A 12019-nucleotide genomic window follows, 5' to 3' on the forward strand; every position below is an offset into this window, starting at 1 on the left:
GGCTGCCGGCGATGCGCCGGCCAGCCTGCCAAGGCTCAGGCCTTCGGCGTGAGCTTGAGCAGCTTGCCGTTGCTGCCGTCTTCCAGCAGCCAGATTGCGCCATCCGGACCCTGTTCGATCTCGCGGATGCGCTCACCCATGTCAAAGCGCTCGGCCTCGCGGGCGTTGTCGCCGTCGAAGGCCACGCGGACAAGCGCCTTGGACGACAGGCCGCCGATGAAGCCGCTGCCCTTCCACGCCGGGAACTGCGTACCGTTGTAGATGATGAAACCGGCCGGGGAGATCACCGGGGTCCAGGTCACCTTGGGTGCAGCGAACTCCGGACGGGTGTCGTGGTCGGGGATGTCGCGGCCGTCGTAATGGCTGCCGTTGGAGACGACCGGGTAGCCGTAGTTGGCACCGCGTTCGATCAGGTTCAACTCGTCACCGCCAGCCGGGCCCATTTCGTGCACCCACAGCTTGCCGCGCGCATCGAAAGCGATGCCCAGCGCATTGCGATGGCCAAGCGACCACACCTGCGCGGCCACGCCACCCTGCGAGGCAAACGGATTGTCGGCCGGCACGCTGCCGTCGTCGTTGAGGCGGATCAGCTTGCCGAGATTGCCGCTCATATCCTGGGCCGGATCGAACTTCTGGCGCTCGCTGGAGGTGATCCACAGTTTGCCGTCCGGACCAAAGGCGAGACGGTGGCCGTAATGTCCCTTGCCGCTGACCTTCGGGGTCTGGCGCCAGATCACCTTGAGGTCTTCCAGCGTGCCGCTGCCATCGGCCGCCAGTGCCAGGCGCGCACGCGCCACCGCAGCACCACGGGTATCGCCGTCGCCTTCCTCGGCGTAGCTGAGATAGATCAGTTGGTTCTTCGCGAAGTCAGGATGCGGCAGCACATCGCCGAAGCCCCCCTGGCCGCCGTAGGCAACCTCGGGCACACCGGTGATGGTGGCGGTCTTGCGGGTCTGCACGTTGAAGTGCTTCAGCGCGCCTTTCTTCTCGGTGACCAGCAGGCTGCCGTCGGGCAGGAAGCTCATCGCCCACGGTTCGTCGAAGCGGGCGAACTCGGTGGCCGCGAACGGCCACTGCGCCTTCTTGAGGACGGGCGCAGTCGGGCTGGCCGTGTCTGCAGCGACGCAGGCGGTGGTGAACAGGGCGGGGGTAAGACTGATGGCGAGGGTGAGCAACAGCTTGCGGGTCATGGAAGTCTCCGTCGGGGAGGCGATGGCCAGCCCCTGTTGTACACCATGGCCATCAACGCCGCGTGGACCAAAGGTCCTGCAGACATGACAACGGCGACCCGAAGGCCGCCGTTGTCGTCAGCGCCAGTACGCTGCAAACAGGCGCGATCAGGTGCCGCGCGGCACGCCTTTGTCCAGGTGTGCCTGGCGCAGCGCGGTGAACTCATCCCAGCCGCGGCGCACGGCATTGCGGGCCTGTTCCCAGCTCAGCTTGCTCTGGCCGTGTTCCTGCGCCCAACGGGACTGCAGTTCGGCTTCCACTTCTTCATATGCGCGGATCATGTCGTCGGCACGGGTGCGATGACCCAGTTGATACGCGGGCTCGTAATCATCGAAGAACTGGTTGTTGTCGTAGTACGGTTCGCTTGGAAAGCGCTCACGCCAATAGTCCGATACGGCCTGGCGCGGGACACCGTCTTCCGGCACCCGGCCGGGGATCTGATAGTCAGTGCTCATGTGTTGGCTCCGGTTGGGTGAGGTTTCACCGTACCCAAAGCCGGGTTAACGTCATGGACCCGCGAGGTGAATGACACATCAAGCGCCATTCACCTGCGCCTCTGCTCAGCCCTGGTGATCGCGGCGCGGAAATTTGTAGATCACCGCACCCACGGCGAACGCGATGCCCGCCGCGGCGATGTTCTGCCAGCTCGCACTGGCGAACAGGGCCAGGCACAACACCAGCGCGAGGATCGGAATCAACGGGCCACCCGGCAGCTTCAGTGCCCCCGGGCGATCACGGAAACGACGCGCCAGCACCAGCACCGCGGCGGCCGTGCCGATGTAGGCGAACAGGCGCGTGGTCATCGACAACAGTGCCAGCTGCACGAACGAACCGGACAAGGCCAGCGCCAGCGCGATCAGACCCTGCGCGATGATCGCCGCGGCCGGTGTGCGCAAGCGCGGGTGCACCTGCGCCAGGATCTTCGGTCCGTAGCCATCGCGCGCCAGGGCGAACAGGAAGCGCGGGCCCATCATCATCGTGTTGCTGTTGGTACCGAGGATGGAGATCGTCGCGCCGACGGTCAGGATCAAGGCGAGCGTGAGCCCACCGAAGCTGGCGGCGGCATCGGCCAGCGGCGTCGGCGAGCTGGCCAATCCGGCCAGCGTGCCCTGCGCGATGAACTGCACCGCGCCGTAGATCACGGTGACGGTGATGATCATGGTGATCAACGCGAACGGAATATCGCGGCGCGGGTTCTTGTACTCGCCCGCAGCGGCCGGGATGTTCTCGAAGCCGGCGTAGGCATACAGCAGCAGCAGCGCGGCTTCGCCCATGCGCTGCAGATCGTGCGGGTCCGGGCGAACGCCGGAGAAGGCCAGATCGGTATCGACGTAGAACACGCCGATCGCCACGAACAGCAGCAGCGGCAACAGCTTGCCGATCACCAGGATGACCCCGGTGCGTGCGGCCGAGCGCACGCCGGCCACGTTCACCGCGGTGAGGAAACCGAGCGAGACGACGATGATCGCGATGCGGCCGATGTCATGCCCGGCCCACGGCCAGAAGCGTGCCACCGCATCGGCCAGTGCATTGCTGAGCGCGGCCGCCGAGCTGATCCGGGTCAGCCAGATCATCCAGCCGATCTCGAACCCGGCAAACCGGCCGAACGCCTCACGCGCATACAGATAGCTGCCGCCGGGCTCGTCGAAGTAGCTGGCCGCCTGCGCGTAGCAGAGCACCAGCAGCGCGACCACGATGCCGGCAGCGACCACGCCCCACAGGCTGAAGGGGCCGAGCAGGGCAACGGTGGCGGCCGGCAGCAGGTAGATGCCGCTGCCGATCACATCGTTGATCGAGAGGCCGACGATCTGCCAACGGCTGACCGCGCGTTCGAGCTGCGGATCCGGCGGCGCGGTGCTCAATGCACACTCCCTGCCAGCACGGGCAGCTGCCACTCGGCCTGCAGGCGCTGGTACTCCGCGCGGGGCAGCAGTACGAAGCGCGGCCGCGCGCTGGCATTCAACCAGGCCAGCAGCGTGGTCATGTGCGCAGGCTCCATCGCGGTGCAGCCGGCGGTGGCCTCACCGGGCGCGCGCCACAGGTGGGCAAAGATGCAGCTGCCACGGCCGGGCGTGGCCTTGGGGTTGTGCTCGATGACGAAGCCCTCGCGGTAGCGCACGTCGCCCTTGTTGTGCAGGTCCAGCCGCATCGGCTCGGTCGAGCCTTCCACGGCCTCGGCCCCGACCACCTCGGCATCGACGATGCGGTTGTAATACGGCGAATCCGGCACATCCATGCAGTAGCTGGTGTCGCGCATCGGCTGGTAGGGCAGGCCGCTGGTGATGCCGGGCGCATAGCCGAAGGCCGGCCCGATCGCAAAGATTCCGGCCGGGCTGCGCCCGTCGCCTTCCTGTTTCTGCGGCGTGCCGGCCTGGGCCGGATGCAGTCCCTCACCCCATGCGCTGCCGCTGCGGCCCACGGCCACATCGAAGGCGGCGCCATGTGGCTGCCAGCCCGCGTCGGTGCGTTCGAAAGCCTGCAGCCTGCCCTGGGTGGCGTCCCAGCCTTCGGTGGTGACCACGACCAGCTGCGCGCTGCCCTCCAGAGGGGTGGCCAAGACGGGAGCGGTGGCGAGCAGCAGCATGGCGGCGGTGACGGAACGGAACAGCGACATCATCGTGGCGGACTCCAGGGATCAGCTGTCGATCAGGTGTTCGATCCGTTCCAGGTTCACCCCGAGCTGGCGGTGGCGGTCCGGGTTGGCGTGGCACAGCAGGACGAAGACAACATCCAGCAGGGACTGCAATGAGGAACGGTACAGCAGTTGCGCCACGTGCGGCGCCGGGTCGTGGGCGCACAGCACCAGGCTGGCATCGGCATGCGCGCGCAGCGGGTTGGCGCTGTGGCGGGTGATCGAGACCACCTTGCCGCCCATGTCCTGGAACTGGCGCGACAGCTGGAACAACTGCGGCAGCTTGCCGAACTCGGAGAACACCAGCATCGCATCCCCGGGCCGCGCGGCCGAGAGGTTGGCCATCATCAGGATCGGATCGGCGTGGTGCACGGTGAGCATGCCGAGCAGCGACAGCCGCATGGCGAACTCGCGCGCGTACAGGCCGTCATCGCCCAGGCCGTAGACGAACACCTTGGGCGCCCCGTCGATCAGCTGCACGATGGCTTCGATGTCGGCCTGTGGATTGGCCAGCCAGGTTTCTTCTTCGGCGGCGGCCTTGCTTGCGCGCAGCCGCTCGGCGATCTGGGTGAAGCCGTCGGCCGCCTCCGGCGCGGGTGGCCGGCTGTGCGGGTCATTGCCGGCGCGCGCGACGGCCTCGCCGATGGAGTACTTGAGGTCGGGGTAGCCCTTGAAGCCGAGCTTCTGGCTGAACTTGACCACGCTGGACTGGCTGATCCCCAATGCACTGGCCAACTGCTGGGACGAGTAATCGCGCAGGAGGTGGGCGTTGTCGAGGATGAAGTCGGCGATGCGACGTTCGATCGCCGACATGTGGTCACGCTCGGAGCGGATTTTCACCAGGGGCGGCATGGGCACGGTGTCAGGACCACCGCCGCGGCGTGATCATTTCCAGCCCACGTACTTCTGTGATGCCCAGCCCGGGCGCATTGCTGATGGTGATCTCCGATTCGTTGAAGTTGACCCCGCCGGTGACCGGGTTGAACTGGCCCAGTGATGGCCCGTCCAGATCCACCTTGGTGATGATGTCGCTCTTGGCGACGGCCAGGTGCACGGCAGCGGCCACCGAGATGCTCGATTCGATCATGCAGCCAATCATGCACGGCACGCCGTAGATCGCGGCGATGTCGGCGATGCGGATCGCATTGGACAACCCGCCGGTCTTCATCAGCTTGATGTTGATGATGTCGGCGGCGCGCTGCTGGATCAGGTCGAACACCTGGCCGGGATTGAACACGCTTTCATCGGCCATCACCGGCGTGTTGACCCGGTCGGTGACGTACTTCAGGCCACTGATGTCGGCGGCCTTGACCGGCTGCTCCAGCAGTTCCAGCACCACGCCGGCTTCTTCCAGCGCACGCATCGCGTGCACGGCCTGCTTGGCGGTCCAGCCCTGGTTGGCATCCAGCCGCAGCAGGGCGCGACCCTGCACCGCGGCGTGGATCGCCTTGACGCGCTCGATGTCCAGGCCGATGTCCTTGCCGACCTTGATCTTCAGCGACTCGAAGCCGCGTTCGATCGCCGAGAGCGAGTCGGCCACCATCTTGTCGATGTAATCCACGCTGATGGTGATGTCGGTGGTGATCACCGGGTCGCCACCGCCGAGCATGCGGTACAGCGGCGCGTTGTGCAGCTGCGCCCACAGATCGTAGACCGCGATCTCCACCGCCGCCTTGGCGCTGGTGTTGCGCTCCATCGAGGTCTGGATCAGCCCGCAGAGCCGGTTGAGGTTGGCCACGTCCTCGCCGATCAGGCGCGGTTTGATGAAGCTGTCGATGGCCTCGATGATCGAGCCGTGCGTATCGCCGGTGATCACCGCCGTCGCCGGCGCCTCACCGTAACCGGTGTGGCCGCTGTCGGTACGGATCAGCACCACCACGTCTTCAACGGTGTCCACGGTGCGCAGCGCGGTCTTGAACGGGGTCTTCAGCGGCACGCGCAGCATGCCGAGTTCGATGTCGGTGATCTTCATTCAGGGGTTCTGTGGCCGAAGGCGCTGGATGTTGGTGATGCGGTCGATGTAGCTCACGGTATCGCTGGCCATCATCGGCTCCAGCGGAGTGACCGACACGCCGTTGAGATGTGCCTGCACGCGCTTGCCGTCCGCACCGATCCAGCCGCCGCCGGCGGTGTCATGGATCAGCCAGGTACGGCCGTCGATATGGCCGATCGCCATCATCACGTGGCCGGGGATGTAGACCAGATCGCCGACCTGCAGTTCTTTTACCGCGGCCTCGCGCGTGGGCTTGCCGTCTTTCGCGGTGAAGGCGATGCGGTCCAGCGCGGGGCTGATCGCCTGCGCGCTGGTGTTGCGTGGCATCAGCACGCCGACACTGCGGTAGATCTCCGAGACGAAGCCGCTGCAGTCGCGGGTGTCGTAATCGTGGCCCCAGCCGTAGCGTTCGCCGAGGAACTTGAAGGCCTGGGTCAGCAGCGTGCGTGGGGTCAGCGGCAGGTAGTCGTCGGCGGTGTCCTGCGAACGCGGCAGCAGCGCCGGGATCAGTGCCAGGCGACCGTCGGGTTCGCGCACCGGCAGCTGCACCACATGCGCCGCGTGGGCCTGTTGGCCATTGACGGTCTTTTCCAGCGGCCAGCCGGCGAGCACCGGCAGGCGCACGCCCATGTCCAGCTGAAGCCGCGATACGCGCGGTTCCTCGGGGGTGTAGGCGGTGAACGCCGTGGCGCCGGTGACCACCCGGTAAGGACCGTGCTGACCGTAGCCGAGCACGGTGCCCGCGTCACCGATACCCACGAAGCGCTTCTCGATCCACGCCGAATACCGCTCGCTGGTGATGAACAGCCAGCGCCCGTCGGCGCTTTCATGCAGCACCGCCACGGCGTCGCCGGGGAACAGCGCCGACTCCTGGAAGCGGTCGATATCGGTATCGCCTTGGCTGCTGAACACCCGCAGCGCGGTCGGGAACGCCCGCAGCGCGGCACGATGGGTGACCAGACCGTACTGCAGGGGGCGCTGCGCCGGTATCGCCTCCAGCGCGAGATTGGCCACGGTGTCGCTGCGCTGCCGGTCGCTGATGGTCTTGCCATCCTGGCCGTACAGCGTGCGCTCCGGCCACGTGGACAGCGACTGGATGCTGCCCAGCACCTGTTCGCGGGGCAGCTGCGCTGGCAGCGTGCGGAGATCGTGGATCGAGCCGTCTTCGGCACGCATGCGGGCGTTCTGCGCGGCGATAGCCGCGCGATCGAGGATCACGCGGTCCGGATCGGGCAGGCGATCGGCCCAGAAGCCGGGCGCGAGATACGCCTCGCGCAGGGCGATGACCCCGCCGAAGTCGGCGGCGGGCGCAGCACGCGGCGCCTCGGCCCATGCCGGCGCCAGCGTCGTCGCAAGGACCGCCGCCAGTAAAGTGCGCGACAACCAGCGGGACCGCACGGGGCGGTGGGGGGAAGCCAGGATCTTCACTCGATCACCCTCCTCGGAAGCAGTAGGAATATTTATTCCTTTTTTCGGCGAAAGCAAGAATAAATTATTGACCGGCTATCAGGCCCGTGTTACACAGCGATTACCCCACCCGCACCTTGGGAAGTGTCGCCGTGGATCCTGTGATGCGCAAACCGCGATTGCCTCTGCCTGCTGTCTGGTGCCTGTGCGCTGGTCTGCTGGCAACGCCGTGGGGGCTGGCCGCTGCGCCGGCCGCGCTGCCGACGGTGATCGCCGGGATCGACCGCGGTGCGTTCGCGCAGGCCGAGGCCGACATCGCGGCGGCGTTGCAGGATCCGAGCCTGTCGGCAGCCGATCGTCAGGCCTATGCCTTCGAGCGTGAACGGATGCGACGCATGCGCCTGGACTTCACCCTGGATGCGGCGGCTGCCAAGGCGCAGCTGCGCAAGCAGATTCCCGATCTTCGCGAAGACGACTTCGCGCGCTGGGACGCCGCCGGCCTGATCGAGCACCTCGATATCGATGGCCAGCGCCGCTACTTCAAACGCGCGCCGTCCAACCTGTTCCGGATCAGCGCGGAGGCACGCGCCCGGCGCGCACCCGATGCCCCGGTGCCGAAGGATGGCCCTTACGAGCATCTGCACCCGCACCACCAGGAGATCGTCGCCGCCGCCCGCGCTACCGGCGCGACCAGCCTGGTGCCGCGCCGCGTCGAGGTGACCCAGTCGCTGGTGGTCAAGCCCGCCGCCGTGCCTGCCGGGCAAACCATCCGCGCGTGGATTCCGTACCCGCGCGCCATTGCGGGCCAGCAGGAAGACATCACCTGGATGGCGAGTACGCCGGCCGGCGCGCAGGTGGCGCCCGAAGCCGCGCTGCAGCGCACCGCCTACCTGGAGCGCAAGGCAGTGGCCGGCACGCCGACGGAGTTCCAGATCCGCTACGCAGTGACTGTGTACGCGCGGCATATCGAGGTCGATCCGGCCAGGGTCCAGCCCACGCCGCAGGATCCTGCGTTGAAGCCGTACCTCGCCGAGCAGGCGCCGCACATCGTGTTCACCCCGGCGCTGCGCGCGTTCTCGGCGAAGGTGGTCGGGACGGAGACCGATCCATACCGGATCGTGCAGAAGCTGTTCGACGCGGTGGACGCCATTGCGTGGGCCGGTGCGCGCGAGTACGCGACGATCTCCAACATCAGCGATTACGCCCTGCACGCCGGTCATGCCGACTGCGGGCAGCAGACGCTGCTGCTGATCGCCCTGTTGCGCCTGAACGGTATTCCCGCGCGCTGGCAGTCCGGCATGGTGTATTCGGACGATGCGGTCGGCTACAACAACCTGCACGACTGGGGCGCGGTGTATCTGGCCCCCTATGGCTGGGTGCCGATGGATGTCACCACCGGGCGGCTGGACAGCCCACGGCCGGCGCTGCGCGATTTCTACCTGGGCGGGCTGGATGCCTACCGCATCGCCTTCAACGACGACTACGGCCAGCCGCTGGTGCCGGCCAAGCAGCATGTCCGCTCGGACACGGTGGATTCGCAGCGCGGTGAGGCCGAGTGGTCCGGCGGCAATCTGTACTTCGATCAATGGAACTACGACTTCCAGTCGCACGTGGTGCCACTGGGGGCCAAGCGGTAAACGGTAAACGGCGGTATCCACGATTCCACATCTGCAGGAGAGAGCAGGGAATGAACGTAAATCGATTGAAGCGTGCGGCGTTGTACGCCGCACTCGGCGTGTGTCTGGGCAGCCTGGTGCCGATGGGCGCTTCGGCACAGAACGTCAGCGGTGCCGTGGCCGGCCGTGCGACTGCCGGTGACCAGGTGACGGTGGTCAGCAACGGCACTGGCCTGACCCGTACGGTCACCGCCAGTGCCGATGGCAGCTACCGCCTGGGCCAGTTGCCGGTCGGCGATTACCAGCTGCAGCTCAGCCGTGATGGTCAGAAGCTGGGCGAGCCGTTCGCGGTGAGCGTGGCGGTCGGCGGCACCACCACGGTCAACCTGGCCAGCAGCGGCGACGTGGTCAACCTCGATGCGCTGCAGGTGATCGGTGCCCGCGTGGTCAATCGCGTGGATGTGTATTCCACCGAAACCTCGTTCAACGTCAACCGCCAGGAGCTGTCGCGCCTGCCCGTGGCGCAGGATCTATCGGCAGTGGCATTGCTGGCACCCGGTGTGGTCGGCGGCAATTCCTCGTTCGGTGGCCTGTCCTTCGCCGGTTCCTCGGTGGCCGAGAACGCGGTCTTCATCAACGGCCTGAACGTCACCGACATGTACACCCGTCGTGGCTTCTCCAGCGCGCCGTTCGGCTTCTTCAACGAATTCCAGGTCAAGACCGGTGGCTACTCGGTCGAGTTCGGGCGCTCCACCGGCGGCGTGATCAACGCGGTGACACGCTCGGGCACCAACGAGTTCCAGGGCGGTGTGGAAGTCACTGCCGAGCCGAGCGCGCTGCGCTCCAGCCCACGTGACCATTTCCACCGCGACGGCACGCCGCATTCCTATGCCAGCCGCGACAACAGCTCGTTCCTGAAGACCAACGTCTGGGGTTCCGGCCCGATCATCAAGGACAAGCTGTTCCTGTTCGCGATGTATGAAGATCGCGACGACACCGGCCACAACACCTCCTCCGACGCGCTGAGCTGGTTCAAGAACAAAAGCGACAACGGCTTCTGGGGCGCCAAGCTGGATTGGAACATCAACGACAACCACAGCCTGGCGCTGCTGGCGTTCTCCGATGAAGGCGAGATCACCAACGGCGCGTACAACTACGATTGGGATGACGATCAGATCGGAGCGTGGGGCGGCGATTCGGTCACCGAGACCGGTGGCAAGAACTGGTCGGCGACCTATACCGGTCACTTCGGCGAGAACTTCACCGCGCGTGCCATGGTCGGCGAAAACAACCAGCGCGCCTTCACCAACTCCTCGCTGGATGAAGCGTGCAGCCCGGTATTCACCGATGCCAGCTATGCATCACGTCTGGGCAAGCTCAACGGCCTGCGCCCGGGCTGCCATCCCACCGGCGCCGCCGTTGCCGAACGCGACGACACGCGTGAAGTCGCGCGGTTGGACTTCGAATGGCAGCTGGGCACGCACCTGCTGCGCTTCGGTGTTGACCGCGAGCTGATGACCACCGAACAGTCCACGCGTTACCCAGGGCCGACCCAGCTCAGCTACACCGCCTACGTCGCCCGGCCCGGCGATGAAGTGTGGGATGGCGCCAACGCCTATGTGCCGGCCGGCGTGACCGAGATGCTGCGCGCACGCAACCGCGTGTCCGGCGGCACCTTCGAGACGGAAGCCAACGCGTTCTACCTGGAAGACATCTGGAACATCACCCCGAACCTGATGTTGAACCTCGGCGTGCGCTGGGACCGCTTCGAGAACCGCACCGCCGATGGCGACGCCTTCATCAAGATGGACGACCTGATCGCGCCGCGCTTCGGCTTCTCGTGGGACATGAAGGGCGACGGCAGCACCAAGCTGTTCGGCAACGCCGGCCGCTATTACCTGCCGGTGACCAACAACATCAACGTCAACTTCGCCGGCGGCCTTACCGACGAGTACTCCTACTACGTGCTCAACGGCTGGCAGCAGCAGGCCAACCCGGTCACCGGCGCGCCGTACATGGCCCCGGTCATCGGCCAGCAGATCGGCCCGGTCGATACCCGCATGAACACCGGCGCGGCCGACCTGCGTCAGAGCGTGGACAAGGACCTGAAGGCGGTCTACCAGGACGAGTACATCCTCGGTTTCCAGACGATGATCAACCAGGCCTGGTCGTGGGGCGTCAACGCGACCTACCGCAAGATGGACCGCGCGCTGGATGACATGCGCATCAACCACACCCCGTGCGGCCCGACGGGCACCACCCTGTGGCCGATCGCCAACCCGGGCGAGAGCCTGACGATCTGGGGCGACTCCAGCATCGGCTGCACCACCGAGGGCTGGATCACCATCGACACCGCCAAGGATGGCTACCGTAAGGGAGGCAGTCTGGAGGTGGTGGGCTATTCCAAGCCCAAGCGCACCTACAAGGCGCTGGAATTCCAGATCGATCGCGCGTGGGATGAGAAGTGGCTGTTCAACGCGTCCTACCTGTGGTCGCGCAGCGATGGCAACTTCGAAGGTCCGGTCAATTCGGATACCAACTACGGCGACACCGGCATGGTCCAGCACTGGGATCATCCGTCCAACAACCAGCGCTATGGCCCGTTGTTCAACGACTTCCGCCATCAGTTCAAGTTCCGCGCCGCCTACGCGCTGAACGAGCAGTGGTCGTTCGGCACCACGCTGCAGGTGTTGTCCGGTGGCCCGATCACCGCCTTCGGCGTGATGTGGCCCAATGACACCGTGGCTGGCGGCAGCACCTCCAGTGAAGGCAGCGGCGGCGGTACCGGCTGGCTGTGCGTGGCCAACTGCTCGGGTGCGTACAACCAGCGCCAGTTCGAGTACAGCCCGCGCGGTGCCTTCGGTCGCCTGCCGTGGACCTGGACCATGGGCGCCAACGTCACCTGGCGATTGCCGGTGGAAGGCATTGACCTGAGCGCGCGCCTGTCGGTCTACAACCTGTTCAACAACCAGACCGTCATCAACGTGCACCAGCGTTATGAAGCCCAGCCGGGCCAGGTGCGCGAGAACACCTTCAACACCGGCACCCGCTGGCAGGCCCCGCGGTACACGCAGTTGATGGTGACCTGGAACTTCTGATCCGGCCCGCACGTGGCCGGTGCCGACGATGAGTCGGCACCTG

Annotated in this window: 9 protein-coding genes; 2 read left to right on the forward strand and 7 right to left on the reverse strand. The window is 66.2% G+C overall.

The window, feature by feature from the left end:
* Window positions 1–35 precede the first annotated feature (35 nt).
* The 7 genes from ACE026_RS20365 to ACE026_RS20395 all read right to left on the reverse strand — a co-directional run bounded on the left by ACE026_RS20365 (window position 36) and on the right by ACE026_RS20395 (window position 7238).
* Entirely contained in the window at window positions 36–1190 is a 1155-nt protein-coding gene (locus tag ACE026_RS20365; RefSeq protein ID WP_486040660.1) for a PQQ-dependent sugar dehydrogenase, read from the reverse strand.
* A 147-nt stretch (window positions 1191–1337) separates the two neighbouring features.
* Window positions 1338–1685 carry a hypothetical protein gene (locus ACE026_RS20370; protein ID WP_486040661.1) on the reverse strand — a complete coding sequence of 116 codons (348 nt, stop codon included), beginning with the start codon at window positions 1683–1685 and terminating at the stop codon, window positions 1338–1340.
* Window positions 1686–1790: 105 nt separating this feature from the next.
* Window positions 1791–3092, reverse strand: a complete 1302-nt coding sequence (locus tag ACE026_RS20375; protein ID WP_486040662.1) for an APC family permease — start codon at window positions 3090–3092, stop codon at window positions 1791–1793.
* Window positions 3089–3847 (reverse strand): L,D-transpeptidase family protein, encoded by a 759-nt coding sequence (locus ACE026_RS20380; RefSeq protein ID WP_486040663.1) that lies wholly within the window; start codon window positions 3845–3847, stop codon window positions 3089–3091. Before ACE026_RS20380 ends, ACE026_RS20375 begins: the two co-directional genes overlap by 4 nt.
* An 18-nt stretch (window positions 3848–3865) precedes the next feature.
* Window positions 3866–4714, reverse strand: coding sequence for a MurR/RpiR family transcriptional regulator (locus tag ACE026_RS20385; RefSeq protein WP_121042293.1), 849 nt, complete (start codon window positions 4712–4714; stop codon window positions 3866–3868).
* A 10-nt stretch (window positions 4715–4724) separates the two neighbouring features.
* Window positions 4725–5834 (reverse strand): dipeptide epimerase, encoded by a 1110-nt coding sequence (locus ACE026_RS20390; RefSeq protein ID WP_486040665.1) that lies wholly within the window; start codon window positions 5832–5834, stop codon window positions 4725–4727.
* On the reverse strand, window positions 5835–7238 hold the full coding sequence (locus tag ACE026_RS20395) for a C40 family peptidase (RefSeq protein ID WP_486040667.1): 1404 nt from the start codon (window positions 7236–7238) through the stop codon (window positions 5835–5837). It abuts the gene before it with no gap.
* Window positions 7239–7414: 176 nt separating this feature from the next.
* Here ACE026_RS20395 and ACE026_RS20400 point away from each other — a divergent pair, with 176 nt between their 5' ends.
* Together ACE026_RS20400 and ACE026_RS20405 are read left to right on the forward strand one after the other, a co-directional pair.
* Entirely contained in the window at window positions 7415–8899 is a 1485-nt protein-coding gene (locus ACE026_RS20400) for a transglutaminase-like domain-containing protein (protein WP_486040668.1), read from the forward strand.
* Window positions 8900–8949: 50 nt separating this feature from the next.
* Complete coding sequence (locus tag ACE026_RS20405) at window positions 8950–11976, forward strand: TonB-dependent receptor (protein ID WP_486040669.1); 3027 nt, start codon at window positions 8950–8952, stop codon at window positions 11974–11976.
* Window positions 11977–12019 lie beyond the last annotated feature (43 nt).

It is taken from the genome of Stenotrophomonas sp. AGC87 (assembly GCF_057333975.1).

Coding starts and splice junctions, on each gene's coding strand:
- ACE026_RS20365 (WP_486040660.1), bottom strand. CDS start 1,190: ATGACCCGCAAGCTGTTGCTCACCCTCGCCATCAGTCTTACCCCCGCC.
- ACE026_RS20370 (WP_486040661.1), bottom strand. CDS start 1,685: ATGAGCACTGACTATCAGATCCCCGGCCGGGTGCCGGAAGACGGTGTC.
- ACE026_RS20380 (WP_486040663.1), bottom strand. CDS start 3,847: ATGATGTCGCTGTTCCGTTCCGTCACCGCCGCCATGCTGCTGCTCGCC.
- ACE026_RS20385 (WP_121042293.1), bottom strand. CDS start 4,714: ATGCCGCCCCTGGTGAAAATCCGCTCCGAGCGTGACCACATGTCGGCG.
- ACE026_RS20390 (WP_486040665.1), bottom strand. CDS start 5,834: ATGAAGATCACCGACATCGAACTCGGCATGCTGCGCGTGCCGCTGAAG.
- ACE026_RS20405 (WP_486040669.1), top strand. CDS start 8,950: ATGAACGTAAATCGATTGAAGCGTGCGGCGTTGTACGCCGCACTCGGC.